20 protein-coding genes, 4 pseudogenes and 1 other annotated feature are annotated in these 18,575 nt (G+C 32.5%); of the genes and pseudogenes, 16 read left to right on the top strand and 8 right to left on the bottom strand.

Annotated features, from left to right (window positions below; translation table 11 throughout):
- The 5 genes from JCM14822_RS13270 to JCM14822_RS13255 form a co-directional block, all read left to right on the top strand.
- On the top strand, window positions 1-204 hold a 204-nt coding region (locus JCM14822_RS13270; RefSeq protein ID WP_054742859.1), incomplete at its 5' end, for a hypothetical protein.
- Window positions 201-497, top strand: coding sequence for an ATP-binding protein (locus JCM14822_RS22650; RefSeq protein ID WP_278287222.1), 297 nt, complete (start codon window positions 201-203; stop codon window positions 495-497). The genes JCM14822_RS13270 and JCM14822_RS22650, both read left to right, overlap by 4 nt.
- Complete coding sequence (locus JCM14822_RS25105; RefSeq protein WP_278287221.1) at window positions 440-823, top strand: ATP-binding protein; 384 nt, start codon at window positions 440-442, stop codon at window positions 821-823. Before JCM14822_RS22650 ends, JCM14822_RS25105 begins: the two co-directional genes overlap by 58 nt.
- Before the next feature lie 568 nt (window positions 824-1,391).
- The gene (locus JCM14822_RS13260) at window positions 1,392-1,784 is read left to right on the top strand and encodes a pyridoxamine 5'-phosphate oxidase family protein (protein ID WP_054742858.1); all 393 of its coding nucleotides are present in this window, start codon (window positions 1,392-1,394) and stop codon (window positions 1,782-1,784) included.
- 103 nt (window positions 1,785-1,887) lie between these two features.
- On the top strand, window positions 1,888-2,430 hold the full coding sequence (locus JCM14822_RS13255; RefSeq protein ID WP_054742857.1) for a DUF3877 family protein: 543 nt from the start codon (window positions 1,888-1,890) through the stop codon (window positions 2,428-2,430).
- Between the two features lie 112 nt (window positions 2,431-2,542).
- Here JCM14822_RS13255 and JCM14822_RS24010 read toward each other — a convergent pair whose 3' ends face one another.
- The 3 genes from JCM14822_RS24010 to JCM14822_RS24000 form a co-directional block, all read right to left on the bottom strand.
- Window positions 2,543-2,800, bottom strand: a complete 258-nt coding sequence (locus JCM14822_RS24010; RefSeq protein ID WP_330377538.1) for a hypothetical protein — start codon at window positions 2,798-2,800, stop codon at window positions 2,543-2,545.
- Between the two features lie 34 nt (window positions 2,801-2,834).
- Window positions 2,835-3,257 (bottom strand): ATP-binding cassette domain-containing protein, encoded by a 423-nt coding sequence (locus JCM14822_RS24005; protein WP_330377537.1) that lies wholly within the window; start codon window positions 3,255-3,257, stop codon window positions 2,835-2,837.
- A gap of 112 nt (window positions 3,258-3,369) precedes the next feature.
- Window positions 3,370-4,275: an ATP-binding cassette domain-containing protein gene (locus JCM14822_RS24000; protein ID WP_330377536.1), complete on the bottom strand. Its 906-nt coding sequence runs from the start codon at window positions 4,273-4,275 to the stop codon at window positions 3,370-3,372.
- Window positions 4,276-4,451: 176 nt separating this feature from the next.
- On the opposite strand from JCM14822_RS24000, the gene JCM14822_RS13245 reads away from it, so the two are divergent.
- Window positions 4,452-4,985 carry a GDSL-type esterase/lipase family protein gene (locus tag JCM14822_RS13245; RefSeq protein WP_054742856.1) on the top strand — a complete coding sequence of 178 codons (534 nt, stop codon included), beginning with the start codon at window positions 4,452-4,454 and terminating at the stop codon, window positions 4,983-4,985.
- Between the two features lie 120 nt (window positions 4,986-5,105).
- Complete coding sequence (locus JCM14822_RS13240; protein ID WP_054742855.1) at window positions 5,106-5,768, top strand: YkgJ family cysteine cluster protein; 663 nt, start codon at window positions 5,106-5,108, stop codon at window positions 5,766-5,768.
- Between the two features lie 391 nt (window positions 5,769-6,159).
- Here JCM14822_RS13240 and JCM14822_RS25100 read toward each other — a convergent pair whose 3' ends face one another.
- Window positions 6,160-6,321, bottom strand: coding sequence for a hypothetical protein (locus tag JCM14822_RS25100; protein ID WP_083461447.1), 162 nt, complete (start codon window positions 6,319-6,321; stop codon window positions 6,160-6,162).
- 146 nt (window positions 6,322-6,467) lie between these two features.
- Here JCM14822_RS25100 and JCM14822_RS13230 point away from each other — a divergent pair, with 146 nt between their 5' ends.
- Together JCM14822_RS13230 and JCM14822_RS13225 are read left to right on the top strand one after the other, a co-directional pair.
- A complete protein-coding gene (locus JCM14822_RS13230) occupies window positions 6,468-6,758 on the top strand; it encodes a TetR/AcrR family transcriptional regulator (RefSeq protein ID WP_054742853.1) in 291 nt (96 codons plus the stop codon).
- 38 nt (window positions 6,759-6,796) lie between these two features.
- Window positions 6,797-6,988, top strand: a complete 192-nt coding sequence (locus tag JCM14822_RS13225) for a hypothetical protein (protein ID WP_054742852.1) — start codon at window positions 6,797-6,799, stop codon at window positions 6,986-6,988.
- Window positions 6,989-7,053: 65 nt separating this feature from the next.
- Here the strand turns inward: JCM14822_RS13225 and JCM14822_RS13220 are convergent, their stop codons facing one another.
- On the bottom strand, window positions 7,054-7,590 hold the full coding sequence (locus JCM14822_RS13220) for a cupin domain-containing protein (protein WP_157047762.1): 537 nt from the start codon (window positions 7,588-7,590) through the stop codon (window positions 7,054-7,056).
- Window positions 7,591-7,796: 206 nt separating this feature from the next.
- On the opposite strand from JCM14822_RS13220, the pseudogene JCM14822_RS13215 reads away from it, so the two are divergent.
- Window positions 7,797-8,831: pseudogene (locus JCM14822_RS13215) on the top strand (branched-chain amino acid aminotransferase); the annotation flags it as partial.
- Window positions 8,832-8,881: 50 nt separating this feature from the next.
- On the opposite strand, the pseudogene JCM14822_RS24580 reads toward JCM14822_RS13215, so the two are convergent.
- A pseudogene (locus tag JCM14822_RS24580) lies at window positions 8,882-9,142 on the bottom strand (DUF436 family protein); the annotation flags it as partial.
- A 39-nt stretch (window positions 9,143-9,181) separates the two neighbouring features.
- On the opposite strand from JCM14822_RS24580, the pseudogene JCM14822_RS13205 reads away from it, so the two are divergent.
- Window positions 9,182-9,584, top strand: a pseudogene (locus JCM14822_RS13205) (transposase); the annotation flags it as partial.
- 106 nt (window positions 9,585-9,690) lie between these two features.
- Complete coding sequence (locus tag JCM14822_RS25095; protein WP_083461448.1) at window positions 9,691-9,969, top strand: transposase; 279 nt, start codon at window positions 9,691-9,693, stop codon at window positions 9,967-9,969.
- Window positions 9,970-10,233: 264 nt separating this feature from the next.
- On the opposite strand, the gene JCM14822_RS13200 is transcribed toward JCM14822_RS25095, so the two are convergent.
- Together JCM14822_RS13200 and JCM14822_RS20415 are read right to left on the bottom strand one after the other, a co-directional pair.
- Entirely contained in the window at window positions 10,234-11,448 is a 1,215-nt protein-coding gene (locus tag JCM14822_RS13200) for a pyridoxal phosphate-dependent aminotransferase (RefSeq protein ID WP_054742848.1), read from the bottom strand.
- Window positions 11,449-11,554: 106 nt separating this feature from the next.
- Window positions 11,555-11,817, bottom strand: a binding site (T-box leader).
- Between the two features lie 155 nt (window positions 11,818-11,972).
- A pseudogene (locus tag JCM14822_RS20415) lies at window positions 11,973-12,233 on the bottom strand (transposase); the annotation flags it as partial.
- A 626-nt stretch (window positions 12,234-12,859) separates the two neighbouring features.
- Between JCM14822_RS20415 and JCM14822_RS13195 the strand changes: the two are divergent.
- Genes JCM14822_RS13195 through JCM14822_RS13180 form a run of 4 tightly spaced genes read left to right on the top strand, consistent with a single transcriptional unit; the run spans window position 12,860 to window position 18,536 of the window.
- Complete coding sequence (locus JCM14822_RS13195) at window positions 12,860-14,416, top strand: hypothetical protein (RefSeq protein ID WP_054742847.1); 1,557 nt, start codon at window positions 12,860-12,862, stop codon at window positions 14,414-14,416.
- Between the two features lie 3 nt (window positions 14,417-14,419).
- Window positions 14,420-14,932 (top strand): DUF6063 family protein, encoded by a 513-nt coding sequence (locus JCM14822_RS13190; protein ID WP_054742846.1) that lies wholly within the window; start codon window positions 14,420-14,422, stop codon window positions 14,930-14,932.
- A 35-nt stretch (window positions 14,933-14,967) separates the two neighbouring features.
- Window positions 14,968-15,147, top strand: a complete 180-nt coding sequence (locus JCM14822_RS13185) for a DUF6063 family protein (RefSeq protein ID WP_054742845.1) — start codon at window positions 14,968-14,970, stop codon at window positions 15,145-15,147.
- A gap of 2 nt (window positions 15,148-15,149) precedes the next feature.
- Window positions 15,150-18,536, top strand: a complete 3,387-nt coding sequence (locus tag JCM14822_RS13180; RefSeq protein WP_054742844.1) for a coiled-coil domain-containing protein — start codon at window positions 15,150-15,152, stop codon at window positions 18,534-18,536.
- Window positions 18,537-18,575: the final 39 nt, after the last annotated feature.

The raw sequence follows: 18,575 nt of genomic DNA, 5'->3' as shown, positions 1-18,575 counted from the left end.
GTTGCTATTGAAACGCTTCAAAAGATAAGCCCTATAGATTTGTCAACTAATAAAATCAAGCTCATTTGTGAGAGAAATATAGAAGCTGAAACAAACTCCCCTGGTGATCCTAAGATCATTGATATTTCTAATGAAAATATCAGACGTATCAATGAAATCTTTGGTATTCAATCTACACACTATGAGAAGGAGGCCATCCTATGAATACGCTTTTTGATAAGCAGTTAGAAGAAATTCGAGAAATCTGTAAGTCTATTCGCCTATCAGGAATAAGTGCCTGTATGGCAGATGAACTTATGGAAGCAAAAGAAAAAGGATTATCCTACGAAGAATTTCTGTTAAATGTTTTACGGTATGAACAAGATAGACAAAATGTAATCCTATTAGGGAGTACTGGAACAGGTAAAACACATACTGCAACTGCATTAGGCATAAAGGCATGTATGGAGGGATACAAAGTACTATTTACAACTGTACCATTACTGATACTCAGCTGAAAGAATGCCGTAGCAATAAGACTTTAAAGGCCTTTGAAAACAAGTTTGAGAAATATGACTTAGTCATTGCAGATGAGCTAGGTTACATTTCCTTTGATAAAGAAGGTGCAGAATTATTATTTACACATATCTCACTACGTACAGGAAGAAAGTCAACGATCATAACCACAAACTTGTCTTTTGATCGATGGCATGAAATCTTTGGAGATCAAGTATTAATAGCCGCGATGATAGATAGGCTAACACATAAATCGTATATTTTAGATATGAGCACCAGCTCATACCGGATCCATGAAACTGAAAAGTGGCTCCAAAATCAAATGTAGAAAATGGCTAACGTTTATGCCGCGAAAGTGCCTTGATTATGAGGGTTGATATGCTACGCTAGTCAAGATAGGCAGCACACAAGCTTCGTAGCACACCATCAAACTAGGTGGCTGCCTCAGCTGCCTAACAGCATATCAACGGAGGCTCATAGTCAAGGGAACCGTGGAATAAATGTGGAAAAATAGAATGCGTATGACCTATAAACGGTCATAAATTTTTGAATTAAGGTGGATCCATTTTCAAATGCATTTTGGTTCCGAATTCACTTGACAAATACAAAAAACGTTAGTTTTTGAGATCTAATCATTTTTCATGTTCTGCGAAGATATTCAAGATATGGAATTAACAACTGCATACAAAGCCTTATGGCTTTATTTGTTGAGCACATTTTAAATTTGCCATCAGATATCACAGAATGTATAAAAGGTAAAGTAGATGAGTGGATACTGTCTCAAACGTCATTTCAGGCTTTATTAAAAAATAATTGCTGGGAAAGTTGAGTAAAATATTAAAATGGTGATATAATTTAATAGTTAATATAACTATTAAAAGAAAAGGGATAAAATCATGAAAAAAGTATATGAGTTTTTAAAATCAGCACAAACATATTATTTAGCAACTGTAGAAGGAAATCAACCGAGAGTAAGACCTTTTGGAACAATACATATTTATGAAGATAAATTATATATTCAAACAGGGCGTTCAAAAGAAGTTTCAAAACAAATTGCGGTTAATTCTAAAGTTGAAATTTGTGCAATGAAGGGTGGAGAGTGGCTTAGGGTTGCAGCAACACTTGTAGATGATAATAGAAGAGAAGTAAAAGTATCTATGCTTGAAGCATATCCAGAGCTAAAAGAAATGTACTCAGCAGATGATGAAAATACACAAGTACTTTATCTAAAAGATGTAACAGCTACATTTTCATCTTTCACAGCTGCACCAGAAGTGGTAAAATTTTAATCTAGAGATGTCAAGAGGATTAATTACAAACATTAAAGGATACGCTATGTAGTGAAGATAAACTTGCCTAAAATGACGTAGTAGAATAGAAAGAGTGTGTAGTATGAATAAAGAAAGATTAATTAACAATATTATTGATCAAATGAAGGAAGCTCAAATTAAGCTAGGATATGATAAAGAAACAATTCGCCTTTATTATCCAACCGAGTCTTTAAATGCTATATTAGAGATAAAGTGTGCAAATGCAAAAGAAATGCTTAGCTTATTAAGTAAGAGTTTTAAAGAAGAGGGTATATTAGGACATTTAGAATTTGCTATACGTGGGGGTAGAATTGAAATTTGCGTCCCACCACAAGGTAGTGAATACGTTCATAAAAATGTGAAAGAGCCAGCTTTTCTTGTAGATATGATTAATCTTTTTAGAAATAATCATCATTGTACATTAGAAGAAATTCGTCAGGTGTTTAAAAAGTATAGTGAAGAATATATATGTGAAAGCACACCGGAAGATATGGAATTTGATTATACAATGTACTTTAAAGATCAAAATATTGATGAGTATTATTATTGTATTAAGATGGAAATGGGGCATACAATTTATCATCGTTTTACAAAAGAAGATTATAAGCTTTTAGTAGAAGCGTAAAATAAGAGCACCTGCAAATGTGAAATATAAAATTTACATTTGCAGGTGATTTTTTATGAATAGATATAAAAAATATGCAATACCTTATATGAGGCATTGCATATTTTGAAAATTAAAGAGCTGTAATGAGTTTTTCTAAATCTTCACAAAGTCCTTTAGCTAATGTGAAATCATTATTTTTTAAAGCTGTAGCAACTTTGATTTCTAAGGCCTTTTTCTTTTGTTCAAGCTCTAAATAATCTTTATTAAAGTGGCGTGCATAAATCATTTTTCTAAATTTACGAATACTCATACGGCGAATAGAGTGTTCATCTACGATTAAAACATAATCCATACAGTTAGCAATTGTATAGAAATCATGAGATACCATAAGGATAGCACCATTGTATTCTTTAATAGCTTTTTCAAGGGCGAGCTGTGCAATAAGTATCTAAGTGGCTTGTAGGCTCATCTAAGAAGAGCATATTAGCATCTCCAATGGTAATTTTAGCAAGTTGGAGGATATTTTTTTCGCCCCCTGAAAGTGAACCGATTTTTTGGTCTAACATATCTTTTTTGAAGCCATACCCAGAAAGATGAGGAAGGACTTCACTTTTAGTATTAAAACCGTAGCTTAAGAATTCATCAAGAATTGTACGTGATTCATCAAGCACTTCTCCTTGCAGCTGAGATAAATAAGCTGTTTCGATAGCTTCATTAATTTCAATGTGTGGATTTTGATTTTTAAAGATTTCACGAAGTAAAGTGGTTTTACCTGTACCATTAGGTCCAATAAGTGCTACTTTATCTGTCCCTTTAATTTCAAAATTAACATTTTCTAAAAGCATTTCATTAAAGCTTATGCTGTAATCTGTTACAGTAAGTGCAGGTATTTCTGCGTCAAGGGCTTTAGTTGTTGTAAGTGTGATAGCAGGTTGTTTGATGTCTACAAATGGTGCTTTAATACGACGAGCAATGAGGCGCTCTTCGTGCTTTTAGAGCATTCCCTCTTGAAGCTTCAGCATTATTTGTAGCTGCTTCTCTGAGTTTTTTAATTAAAGTAGCATTACGTTTGATTTCTTCAGTGTCTTCGTGAGCAAGTTCTTGAAGTTCAACTTTGTGTGCAAGAAGTGAGAAATTGTAATCAAGATATGAACCATCGAATTCTTGAAGTTTTTTATTTTCCAAGTGAATAATCTTATTGAAACAGTGGTCTAATAAATAGCGATTATGTGTAACAATAAGCATTGTACCTTTATAAGCATTAATGAGATTTTTAAGTGAGTTAAGATTTTCAAAGTCTAAGAAAGCATCTGGTTCATCCATAATCATTAAATCAGGTTGTGCAAACATTTCCTTAATAACTTGAATAAGTTTAAATTCCCCACCACTTAATTCAGAGAGCATAAGATCTTTATGTCTTGTAAGCTCTGCAAGATTAAGTTGTCTTGTAATAATGCTTTCGTAATCTTCGCCACCAATAGTTTCAAAAGCATCTAATGTTTCTTGATATTTTTCAAGAAGCGCATCAAGCTCTGTAGCTGTAGCCATTTCATCACAAATAACTTCTAATTTACCTTTAAGGGCAAGAGACTGCTGGGCAATATATTCAAACACTGTTATTTCTTGTGTTTTATCTGATTTAGAAAATTGGTTCACATAACCAATGCGACAGTTTTGGGGAATATTTAATGTACCTTCATACATATATTTTTCAGGATTCATTATAATATCGACTAGTGTACTTTTACCACTACCGCTCATACCAATAAAAGCACAGTGTTGACCGTCTTCTAATATAAATGAAATTTTATCAAATAAATCTTTATGTGGAAATGAATAAGAAAAGTTGTTAACTGTTATCATAAAATTACCTTTCTATATCTATCTTATGCTACAAAAAGAGCTTATAAAAATAAGCTCTTTTAGTTGTTGTGCACTCAATTTTTGTTTAAGCTAAAACTATTATGGATACTAGTATAACATTGACTGCATAGAGTTTCAATAAGGGGATTTTAGGGGAAGTATGGGAAACAAATATTTTGACATATACGGATTGTGACTTTTGGCGAACAATGCTATTTAAGAAGTTAGACGAAAATGGTTTTAATGTACAGTCAGTTGTTTCACAATATGGCCAGCATGAAGGGCATAGTGGTATGCTCGTAACACAATTAGTAGAAACAAATAATCTTGAAACATGGCTTGATGCATCTAATCCTGATATTGTAATTATGCATTTTGGCACAAATGATTGCTGGGGTAATACAGGCACAAAGAAAATATTAGATGCCTATACAAAGTTTGTAGCACAAATGCGTGCGAATAATCCAAATATGATTATTGTTGTAGCACAGATTATTCCAATGCATCCAAGTGATCAATATGACTATAAGACAATTATTGAAGACTTAGATACAGCTATGGTAGATTGGGCAAATAATCTTACAACAGAGGAGTCACCAATTATTCCTATGTCTTGGAATAGTACAATTGCACCAGGGAGTTCAATTACTTTTGGATTACAAGGTGTAGGTACAGTAACAAGTGATTTCGAATATAATACGATTCAATAATATATGGTTTTAAGAGGCCAACATTTATGAGTGTGTTGGCCTTCATTATTGACAATAATCTACCATATGATTACAATCATATCAGAACAATAGATAGCGGTCGCTAGAGAGGAAAAGGATATGGAAAGAACATTAGAAAATATTTCAGATGGAAAGCTCTATGACATTGAAGATATGGTGAATGCGGATACAAAAGGATGTAATGGATGTAGTGCATGCTGCCATAATGTAGGGGACCTTGTTGCCTTAACACCATTTGATGCTTATGAGATTAAGTCGTATTTAGATATTTCGTTTGATGAATTAATAGGAAATAAAATTACATTACGTGAAAATAATAAAGTACTATTACCTTATTTAAAAATGCAAGGTGAAGAGAATAGATGTAGTTTCTTAGATGCACAAAACCGTTGTGCAATTCATGCACATCGCCCCAATATTTGTCGTTTATTCCCTTTAGGAAGAGTGTATGAGAATAATAATTTTAAGTACTTTTTACAAGTTGGCAGCTGTTTAAAACCAACATTATCACCTGTAAAAGTAAGTGAATGGATTGGTATTCAACACTATGAAGCCAATAAGGAACTTATTTTAATATGGCATCAACTTATAAAAGCACTTGCGTTTCGTTTGAAATTTGTATTTGATGAAAAAGAACGTCAAGATATACAAAATAAACTAATTAATGCGTTTTATCGCATAGAAGTGCAAGAAGGTGAAGACTTCTATGCTGCATTTGCGAGAGTCTTACCAGAAGCAAAAAGGGAGCTTGGTATTTTATAATTTTTTACTGCATCATTACAATCATCAAAAAGTTCAGAGGCTAATTGTTTTTCAAAAATTGCTTTACAGCTAGGAGGTCTTTCAAATGAAAATTCTGTTGGTGTTTCTGAAGTAGTTAAAGCTGTGAGTTTATTTTGAAGTAGTTTATGATGGACTTTAATAGTTAAGAGACTTGTCATAAGAACTTTTTTAAAATCTTCATTAATGGATTCATGAATAGGTAATATGATTTTTGGAGTACCTCATCTATTTTCAAAGGCAGCTCGGATGAATCAGTAGACATATTAAGTAACTCCTTTCTAAGCTTTATTATGTATTAGTATGGTAAAGTCAGTGGATTTCATATATCTTCACCAAGTATATAACATTCATAAAAGTTTTCATGTATTTTTTACAGAGCAGTTTTCTGCCAATTATTAAAGCTGCCAATAAGTATGACTCTATTTGCATTAGATGCAAAAGTGCGGAACATTGTACCTTTTGAATCTATATGCGTACCTAAATAGTTATAGGCATCGAAGATATTTCTTGTGTAAAAATCATTTAAGTTCAATCAAATCGCCTCTTTTAATTGACTATGGTTGTTTAATTGTATATAGTAAATTATAGAACGTATTCAGAAAAAAGCTATACTCAGAGTTAATAAGATGTTGTTTAAACAACATAATTGGTAATAAGTCGTATTATAGGAGAAATAAAATGGATTTAAGAGTTAAAAAAACGAGAAAAAGCATATTCGATGCTTTTATAGCCCTTCGTGCTAAAAAACCTTTAGAAAAGATTACAGTAAAGGAACTAGCAGATGAAGCGATGATTAATAAAGCAACATTTTATTTACACTTTAATGATATTTATCATTTATCAGATGAAATAGAAAATGAATTAATTCATTCTAAGATTGAAAAGATTTCACAACTTAATGATACATTAAGCAGTCCGTATGATATCACAAAAGCATTCTTTGATGTTTTTAGCGAAGAAAAAATTTAACTAAAATTTTATTTGCAGATAATCGAAGAGGCATATTTGTGAATAAATTAGAAAAAGAAATGAAAGCCTTTACTTTTGAAAAGTATCCAGAGTATAAAGATAGTGTCGAAAAAAACATTGCTTTATCCTTGCTGATACAAGGGGCTTTACATACTTACTATAATAATGAATGGGATACACAGACGATAGAAGAAGTTATTTCTAAACTAAGTGAGTTAATCCTTAGTTAATAAACAAAATAAAAGAAGCCACCCTTATAAGGTGGCTTTTTTTATTTTAAAGGGAAGAAGTACTATTAATTAGATTCAGCTACATCAGCATCTGCTTTGGTAGGATGTACAGTACCAAATGGATGCTGATGCGGCGCATAGATAGAATAAAGTTTAATTGGGGTGTTACCAATGTTAATCAGATTGTGCCAAGTATTAGCTGGAATGATAAAAGCATAACCATCCCCAACATGTTGTCTGAAGTTCAGATTATCTTTAGTTTCTCCCATCATTACAAGACCATCTCCAGCTTCTAAACGTAGAAATTGATCTAAATTAGGATGATTTTCAAGACCTATTTCACCTCCTGGTGGGATGCTCATTAAGGTAACTTGAAGGTTTGGTCCTGTCCATAGTACTGTACGGAAATTTTGATTACGTTTGGTAATTTCATCAATGTTAACAGCAAAGGGATTAGGACCATAATCTGCAAGGTCAGTATAAGTAGACTGTGAATTCGCATTCTGAGCTGCCATTTGTGCGGCGCGGTTATGTGTATTATTGGTGTATTGAGATGGATATTGATTGGAAGGCATCATACGACGACGATTAAAAAATCCCATATAATTTCACCTTTTTAACGATTACAATATTTACTATATGCGGTAAATATTTAAAATGTGATAAATGTAAATGCAAGATAATTAATATTTATTGTCAAGATATTGAAAATAAATTAAATGCATACTTGTGTATAATTTATTAAAGTTGTATAATAATTTAAACATAATATAAAGATTGTTTAAATTAATATCATAAGAAGAATGAGGCTGATAATATGGAAAAGAAGAATTTAGATTGGGAAAATATTGGATTTGCTTACAGAGAAACAAATAAAAGATATGTTGCTAATTTTAAAGATGGCAGCTGGGATAATGGGATTTTAACAGAAGATGATACTGTTGTAATCAATGAATCAGCAGGTGTTCTTCAATATGCACAAACATGTTTTGAAGGATTAAAGGCTTATACAACAGAAAAAGGTCAAATTGTAATTTTTAGACCTGATTTAAATGCAAAACGTATGGCAGATTCAGCAGAAAGATTAGAAATGCCAGTATTCCCAGAAGAACGTTTCATTGAAGCAGTTGTAGAAACTGTTAAAGCTAACGCAGAATATGTACCACCATATGGTTCAGGGGCAACATTATATATTCGTCCATATATGTTTGGAAGTAGTCCTGTAATTGGTGTAAAACCAGCGCAAGAATATCAATTTAGAATCTTTACAACACCAGTAGGTCCTTACTTTAAAGGTGGTGTAAAACCACTTACACTTTGCGTAAGTGATTTCGACCGTGCTGCACCACATGGAACAGGTCATATTAAAGCAGGATTAAACTATGCTATGAGCTTACATCCTATTGTAGAAGCACATAAAGCAGGATTTGATGAAAATATGTATCTTGATGCAGCTACACGCACAAAGGTAGAAGAAACAGGTGGGGCAAACTTCTTATTTGTAACAAAAGACAATAAGGTTATTACACCTAAATCAAATAGTATTTTACCATCTATTACACGTCGTTCATTAATGTATGTTGCGAAAGAATACTTAGGATTAGAAGTAGAAGAACGCGAAATTCACATTGATGAAGTAAAAGATTTTGCTGAATGTGGTCTTTGTGGTACAGCTGCTGTTATTTCACCAGTTGGAAAAATTATTAATCATGGTGAAGAAATTTGTTTTCCAAGTGGTATGGAAGAAATGGGACCTATCACAAAGAAACTTTATCAAACGCTTACAGATATTCAAATGGGTCGTATTGAAGCACCAGAAGGTTGGATTAAAGTTATCGAATAAGAACATAAAAAAGATGTTGCAAATTTATTTGCAACATCTTTTTTATGTTCTTATAAATGGTTTTCATTGTACATAGCACGAATACCACCAATGAATTTAGGACGTGTTCTTGCTGCAAGTAATATGGCATTCCAATATGTGTTGTATTTAAACGTACAGGAACGTCTACCTTTTTTAGGTGCATGCTAATTAGTGTACCACCAATATCAAGTCCAGCATCAAGCTTTGATTTCTTCAAGAGCTACTGGATCTTTAAAGGTATAATAAGCTTTTGTTGCAAAAGAGCCACCTGCTTTAGGTTGAGGAACTAGAAAAATACCTTTTTCTAAAAGTACTGAATAAATGCCGTTAAAACAGGTCAGATTTTTCTTGTTCCCAATATAGAAGTTGAAACATGGTGGGCCAATCTTGGTGAATCAGATTGTGAAATTATAGCACTTTATCATGCTCATGGTGAAATGTGAACAATACCACAGTGAAATCAAATCAGATATGGATTTTGAACGTCTTTCATCTGGAAAGTTTGTTGCTAATGCGCTTGTCCTTGAAATTGGAATGATAGCATATAATATTCTGAGAATGATTGGTCAAGGAACTATTGGTGGTCGAGCACCACATCAAAAGCGAGAAGTGAAACGCCGTCGTATTCGTACTGTAATTGGTAACATGATTATGATGGTAAGTCACGTCACATCACATGACCGTCAACTTATTATGGGACTGGGCAAAAGCAATGTATGGCCACATATCTTTACTAGGGCACTTGAATTAAAAGAATCTTATTGGTTTAAAGAAGCTCTAATTGAATGGTACGATTATAGCAATAAAACAAATGCCATGAGTCTATTAGAAAAAACGGATTAATAATGGTGAAAACTTAGGCATTTCTGAAATAATTAAAGTCTTAAAAACTTTCAAGAATTGGAAAGTTGAAATTGCCAATTATCATCAATATCGTTTTACAAATGCTGTTGTTGAAGGTAAAAATAATGAAATCAAAGCACTTCAACGTAGAAGTTATTTCTTAAGAAATAGACAAAGTTATGAGTATCGTATTTATCTAGAATGTAATAATGAAAGTGAAATTAAACGTGCGGAAGCTAATCCTAAAGATAAGATGGCACTTATTTTTAAATAGTATTTTAGTTTTTTAACACGTGTTGCACTGAAGGTGACGCAGCACATCAAATGCAATTCCAAATTCCATGTGGATCATCATTAGGGGCCTTTAATCACTGGGTTAAAGGGAATTCTATAGAGAATTGGCGCAGTAGCATGTTGCTGCAATTGGTGAGAAATTAATGTCTGAAACAGCTACATGTATCAATAACTATATTAATAAATTACTATAATTATTGATAGGACTATTAAGAGAATAGCTATTTAATTTTTAGTTATAATTTTATTGTCGATAGTGTACTAAGAAATGTTCTAAGCTATCCATTGCCTTACTTAATTGATCAATTTGAGGCAGATAAACAAGACGGAAGTGGTTATTTTCAGGCCAGTTAAAGCCAGTACCTTGAATAACTAAAATATGTTCTTTTTCTAAGAAGTCTAATGCAAAGTTTTCATCATTATAAATAGGATAACGTTTAGTATCTATTTTAGGAAAAATATAGAAGGCTGCTTTTGGTTTAACAGCTGAAATGCCAGGTATATCATTTAATCGCTTAGTAATAAAATCTCTTTGTTTATAAATACGGCCATTTGGCTCTAATAATTTACTAGCACTTTGATAGCCGCCTAAAGCTGTTTGAATAATATGTTGACCTGGTACATTCGCACAAATTCGCATTGAAGATAAGAGATTTAAACCTTCTATATAACCTTTAGATTTAGACTTATCACCACTTAAGCACATCCATCCTACACGGAAACCACATATGCGATGTGATTTAGAAAGGCCATTAAAAGTCACAACCATTAAATCTGGTGCGAGAGAAGCAGTTGATACATGTTCTAAATTATCCATAATCAGACGATCATAAATTTCATCTGAGAAAATTAATAAATCATTTTGGCGAGCTACTTCAACGATTTGTTCTAAAACTTCTTTAGGATATAATGCGCCAGTTGGATTATTAGGATTAATAATAACAATTGCCCTTGTACGTGATGTGATTTTTGCTTTAATATCATCAATATCAGGATACCATTCAGCTTGTTCATCACAGATATAATGAACAACCTTACCACCTGCAAGTGTAGCGGCTCCAGTCCATAATGGATAATCTGGAGCAGGAATTAGTATTTCATCACCTGGGTTTAATAACGCATTCATAGAAAGTAGAATTAATTCGCTTACACCATTCCCGATATAAATATCTTCAATTTGTACATTAGGAATATTTTTAGATTGACAGTATTGCATGATAGCTTTTCTTCCTGAGAAAATCCCTTTTGAGTCTGAATAACCTTGAGAACTCCTTAAGTTAGTCATCATATCATAAATAATTTCATCTGGGGCATCAAATCCAAATGGTGAGGGATTACCTATGTTTAATTTTAGAACATCTATACCGGAAGCAATCATTTCATCTGCACGTTCTACAACAGCACCCCTAACTTCATAGTGAACGTTATTTAGTTTAGTAGATTTAGTTATTGCTTTCATATAATATTCTCCTTTTTTCAAAAATTAATTTTAAATAAGCTGTAGTAAGGTGATTTTGTGATAGTACATAAATTAATGCAAAAAAAAACCTAAACTAATAAAATTAGTTTAGGGCGAATGATTTCTCCGTGTTACCACCTAAATTCAGAAATAAAACTTCTGCACTCTACTAGTAATAGCATAAGGGTTATAAACAAATGTCTATTACTATATCTATTATAACGGATAGACAACCGATGAAGCCTACTTATGTTACTGTTCGGTTCATAGCTCAAAAACTGCTTCCATATTTCCTACTCGAAGATTTACACCAACCATCCTCTCTCTTTGCTTTCAAAAATATGTACTCCTTTTTATCATCGCTTATTAAAATATAATATACAGTTTAATTAGAATAATGTCAATATTATGTTTTTGAAAATTGTTTAATTTTTTAGAAAAATCATGCTATGCTAATATAGCATGATTAGCCCACAAAAAGGCTAGTTTTTAAAACTATTTTACATTATTATGGTTACTAATGTTTAGTTACTAACTAAAATTTCTATTTTTTTATAGTCAATGTAGCCTTTATCACAAATGTAAACTGTTCCTTTATCTGTCATTAGTTCATCCATTTTTGTTTGATTATGACATGCTGCATTAGAAAAAATAATACGCTCAGCTATACCTGTTGGACCATCCATACTTGTATGCATTTTTATACCAGCTTTTGTCTTTCGGAACTTTGCCCAGTCAAAAAAGCGCAAACGCATACTTACAGTAGTGGAGTCAATCATCTTGACTGAACCAAATTTTTTAAGGCGTTCATCTTTTGGAAGCGTTGAGACACAAGTATTAATCAATTCTTGCAATAATAGGAAGAAATACTCTGTAATCTATAGTGTTATTATGATTTGATAAAGTTGCTAAGCTGATGTCTGATAAGATTTATGACATTTGCTTAGTTATACTTTGTTTTAAATCACGAAGTCCATCATAGTCAGCTCCTTTGTGTTTGGTATGGTCTAATATATTAAACCTCAGGAAGATGGCTATTTTTATATCTAAAATTATGGAAATTTAGTCTTTAACATAGTAACTGTTTTCATGTCAATGGAAATAAAAGTTAGTAACTAAACAACAATGTATTATTTTATATAAAATGCTAAGGATGTATGATTTAATATCCTTAGCATTTTTGGGGTTATGCCTAGGTAGAAATGTCAATATAGTATGATTCCTTATGATTAAACTGTGAAATTGAATAATGTAGATAGAAAATGTATATTAATTATTATAAACGTGCATAAATACAGTAAATATATTAAGGAGAGAAATAAGTGAAACATAAACGTATCTAAAATTGTATTTTGAACAAATGTTCGGTATAATGAATAACGACAACAAGATCATTAAAGGAAGACGTACTATGGAATATGAAAAACAATTTAGGCGTATTGTGGAGGATTTATCAATACGTCAAGACAATCTGGCTAAATATATGCCTTTTTTTGAACTGTATACCTTAAATAAGCGTTCTTTATTATATACTCATTTAGATATGGGATTCTTAACATTAGGGATATTAGCTCATTTATTATATGAAGGACATTTAAAAGACAAGGGTTTAACATTTGATGAGATTGAAGTATTTTTACAAAAGCTTATTAATGAATCTTATCAAATCACTTATGAAGGCCAGGAATTAGCGGATTTAACACGTTATATTTTAGATAAATTACAAAATGGTGGCAGCCCTTTTTCATATCACTACTATCATCAAGGGCTTAATAAAGTGCAAGAAATAAAGTTACGTTATATTAGCTATACAAGAGATGGTAAGCTCGAGAAAAACTTTTACCGCTTAACAAGTACAGGTATTGATTTCTTACTTCAAACGAAAGAATTTGGTGAAGAAAGTAAAATTAGTATCCAACTCATCTTGCTACGTAAGCTAGTAGACAGTGAGGATTTTGGTAGTGCTCTAAATACTTTAGAGAATATCAATATTGAGATTAAAAAAGAAGCTAAACGTAAAGGTGAAATTTTAGAAGAACTAAGCTATGGTTTTACTGAAAGCTATGAAAACTACACACAAAATGTGCGTAAACGTTTAGAAGATGAACAATCTCTTTTTAAAGAAACCCAGTCGTACTTAAACAGTTTAGAGTTTGAATATCTATATCAAATTGAACCAGCACAAATGACAGCTAAAGAACAACGTTTCAAAACGTTTATTATTGATATGAAAATGGCACTTACTGAAACGGTAGAGCTACATAGTTTATTATTAGATACTGTTGTAGATTTAAGACAGCAAGCAGAGGAAATGCTCATGATGCGTCGTAAAACCATTTTTAAAGAGAATTTCAGCTTCCAGCATTATTTAGAAGGTGCTCTGCGTAAAAACGACATACGTGGCTTAAAAATGGTTATGGATAGCCTATTTAATATTCGCCTGCCAAAACAGTTTGCACCAGTACGTATTGATCATTTATTGCTATTAAAAGACGCTATTAATGAAGAAAAGGAAATTCTAGATGATTCAAATCAAGAAACCTTGCAGATTGAAACATTAGATGAACAGATTGAAGAACGTCTCTGTTTCAACTATGAGTTGATGTTTAGAGAGTTGCTTTTACTTGTTAGAGAGAAGGAACAAGTGAGTTTAAGTGACTATTTAGAGGCTCTAAAACTACGTTATGGTATAAAAGTATGTGAAAATTATGATTTAGCATCCTTCCTTTTAACGCTTACACAAAATAAAGGGAGCAATAATGGTGAAAAGGTCTTTGATTTTAAAAGGCTATCAAGAAGCGAATTTAAAGCACCAGATGCTGAATGGTTTTATCAAAAAATCGTTTTAGAAACAGAAAGCCTTGCGTGTTTTAAAGAGAGTACATTTAATGTAGCAGTTAAACGCGGGGAATATATTGAGGAAGGCCCACTAGAAATTACAAATTGTAACTATTATATAAAGAGGTAGACGATGACTTATAAAGAACAACTCCAATCGGCTTTACGTATTACTAACTTGCTACTTCAAAATAAGGCAATTGGTATTACTAGCGATTATGACTTATATACACTCTATATTAGTGATATGACGGTTCAAGAATTAGTGTATACCATATTAGAAAGCTATGGCTTAACACTTATTGAATATAAAAAATCACTTTATGTATCTCCAGGCATTGATAATGTCTTATTTGGTTATAAAAATGAAGAGCTGCGTAATATGATGAACTTAGAAACAAATAAAGAGCTTTATTTATGCTATTTCATTATGTACACAGTGATGACAATCTTTTATAAAGAAAGCAGCTTTGCAACTTATAAGGATTATATTACAAGTACAGAAATTGTAGACCGTGTTACAGCTACGTTAGAGGCTTTTTCAGTAGAAGAAGTATCTGCTGAAGAAGAATATACCTTTAGTGCACTGAAAGCTTTCTGGGCGGATTTAGCGCAAATCAGCTACATCAAACAGAGGAGAATTTAGAAAGTCTTAGACGAACCAATTCTCAGTTCTTCTTTGTGACAAGAAGCTTACACTTTTTAACAGGACAAAATTTACTAATCAAAAACGAAAAAGAGCGTCATTATACACCAACAGAGAAATTCCAAGCACTTATTGCAAATTACTTTGATAATAGAGAAGTTAAAAATGCATTGATGCACTATGGTGAGACCTTACTTCAGAGAGGAGACAGCTAGAGATGCCGCATATTAATCGTACAAGACTTGTTAATACAAAATATAACGATGGGAATAACTACTATGAAGACTTTGTCTTAAAATTAGGTGGGGCACATACACTCATTGATATGATCAATGGACTGGGGAAGACATTCTTCCTTCAATGTATGGCACAACCTATGCTGCCTAACGCTAAATTTAAGCAAGAATTCCCTATTTCACTTTTATTTGATAAAAACAATAACAATAATACGATTCACTCACTGGTAGAATGGCAGTTAGATGAAGGCAGTGCCTATAAATATGCTATGATTGGTTTCTGTGCTTACAAAAAGGAATCTCATGAAAAAACAGTCAGTGAAATATTAGATGAAGAAGAATATGGTGAATTTGGCACACTGCTATATGTTTGCTATTATAATGTACCAAATGCTTATGATATTGAATCTTTACCACTTCTTTCTTACAAAGAAGATGGTATGAAAAAGATTATGAACTATAAAGAGCTTGAGAAATATTTAAAAACACTTCAAGCGACACCCCCTAGAGATTATGCCGTTGTGATTAACCGCACCAAAAGAGAGCATCTTAAAGAGCTGGCGAAACTGAATATTAATAGCGTGGAATGGAAACATCTTATGGGGATTAATGCTAGTGAGGCTAATGCAGAGAAGTATTTAAGATTTTATACAACGGCAAGTAGCTTCATTCAAGATTTCTTAATTCCAACTATTGAAGAAAGCTACCGCCTACGTTACGAAGCAGATTATCAAAGTGAAGAAAATCGTGCCAAAACATTAATGCAGCTGCGTCAAACCCTAGTTACTTTGCAGCAAAAAGAAGCTTTAGAAGAAGAGTACCTTTATATTGAAAATGCCTGTGAAGCTATTTTTGAGCAATTAGGCATATTAGAAAAGCAGTTTGGTGAAAAAGAGAACCTCTTAAAACGTTTAAGTGGTTTAGAACAAACTTTAAGAGCTGCTAAGAAAAAGGATATACTTGAAAAAGAGATTTTAGTCCAAGAGATTATTAGATTACAAGGGGATATTGCTGAGTGTGAAGAAAAAGCTAAACAACTTGAAATTACAGAGCGTGCTTATGGCATTAAAGAAGCTACTGAGGTGCTCATGGCGCTAGAAGAACTAGCAGAGCAGTCTAAAAAGAAAATGCTTGAAAAAGATGAGGCAATTAAAGGCTTAGAAAGCCAAATCACTTATTATGAAGCAGAGAAACTGTATAAAGAGTATTTAGGTTATGCAGATAAAAAGGCCATTAAAGAAGAAGAACGTGAAGCACGTTCCAAGGAACACAGTGAACTTGTAGCAGATTATAGTTACTGGGCTAATGTTTATGGTAATCGCCTTTTAATTAAGCTGGAAAGTCAAGAAAAAGAAGAAACTGCTGCTAAGGAAGATTTAGAGAAACTTAAAGCACTCAAAGATGAGACAAGTTTAAAACAAGAACGTTTAAAAACAGAACAGGTATATTATAATGCCCAAATCGAAGAGAAATGTCAAGAGCTTGCTAAAGAAAAAGAAATTCTGAGTTTACTGCAAAAGCAGTTTAAACATTTAACAAAAGAGCAATTAGAAGAACATGTTAAAGAGGAGCAAGAAAACTATAAGCATGTCAGAGAAGATGTGGAACGTGTACAAAAGGAGATTACTAAGCTTCAAGCAGCGCAAAATGAAATCTATGTGAAACATTCAGTGCTTGAATCTAAAAGTGAACACCTTAAAGAAAAAATTATTGAGCTTGAATCAAATGCAACGAAAGCACAACAGGCACAAGAGGAAATCGAAAACTTTAGAACCATGTATCGCAGTTATGAACTGCTTACATATTTTAATCAATCTCTTGCCAGTTTACGTACGACAATTGCTAAGAATAATTTAGTTATTGAAGAGTTACAAAAGAAACAAGATGCTATTCTTGAAGATAAAGGAATTACGCTATCTAAATCAGCCTTAGGTCAGTTTGAACGCATTAAAGTTGCTTATCCTTCAGCAATACTTGGACTAGACTTCTTAGAAAAACAAAATAGTGAAGATAAAGAAGCTTTATTACAACAAACACATTTACTGCCATATAGTATTCTTGTAAATAGTGCAGAATTTGAAAAGCTAAGCAAGGATATTGAATTAATACGTGATTTAGAAGATGAACTTGTCCCAATTATCAATCGAGATATTCTTTTAAAAGCCCATATTTTAAATGTGGAAGGACTTACTTTTACAGCTAAAGATGCCGAGTTCTTTATGGATGTACAGCTCAAAGAAAAAGCACTTAAAAAGCTTAAGAAAGAAGAACTGCGTGCACAACAAAAACTGCAAGATTTCGAAACACAAATTGCTTTATTAGAACAGCATAAAGACCGTTATATGGAAATTATGCATAGCTATCCTGAAGAAAAAGTTAAAGCACAGCAACTGATGTTATTAAGATCTAAAGAAGAACAAAATAACCTTTTACTACTGCTTGAAAATTCTAAAGAAGCATGTACGAAACTGATTGTCCAAAAAGAAGCACTTAAAAATCAGATTGAACTACTGCTTGAAAAAGAAACAAGCTTAAAAGCAGAGATTAAATCTTTAGAAAAAGAGTGGGAATCATTACTTACTTGGGAAGCTCATGAACAAATAAGAGTGCAATTAGAAGAAAATGTGCATACACTTGAAATGACATCTGAGGGATTATGTGTGGAACTCGAAAGTATCACAGAGGCCCTTAGTCAGCTCTCAAGTCAATGTGAGGCAGCAGATTTACACCACCGCACATTATTTGAAAATCTCATTAAGCTCCGTATGCAGCTTAGTAGCTTTAACTTTGAAATTGAAAAAGATGCGAAATATGATGAACCATCTATTTCATTTGAAGAAGTACAAGCGAAATATGCTTTCTATGAAAAACGTCTTACAGAAGAAGCAGGAGATGTCAAAGTATTAGATGCAGCCCTTAAAGAGTTAACAGAAGCCTTAAAGCAAAAAGAAAAAGAACTGTTTGCTAAAGATGAAAGCTTTACAATCACTTATTTTGCTTCACGTGAACTTTTACAAGGTGATTACCTCGAATATTTAAGATTACTAAGTGATCAAATCCAAAAAGAAACACTTGTATATGAAAGTCTTAAACAAAAAGCAACCTTTGCACGTGAAAACTTTATAAGTCATGAAGGGGCCCTTAACAATATGAAGGCCCAATTTAAACAGTCTTATGGCATCAATTATGATAGTGTGTATTTACACGAAGGGGATGTGAAAGAAAACTTAGAACGTATTGTCAATGAACGTGTAATGAATATACAGGCACAAAAAGGCTTTGAAGGAGATTTAGCTGAAGCTGAGAAACAAAAAGCTGCTTGTGAAAAAGAACTTTTTAGACTCATTGATATGAGCCAAAAAATTTGATGCGCTCATTTACAAATATCAATTACAACTTCTTACAAG

It is taken from the genome of Cellulosilyticum ruminicola JCM 14822, from assembly GCF_001311925.1.
In the GTDB taxonomy this organism is placed as follows: Bacteria; Bacillota; Clostridia; order Lachnospirales; family Cellulosilyticaceae; genus Cellulosilyticum; species Cellulosilyticum ruminicola.
This window is presented reverse-complemented; position numbering and strand designations above follow the sequence as displayed.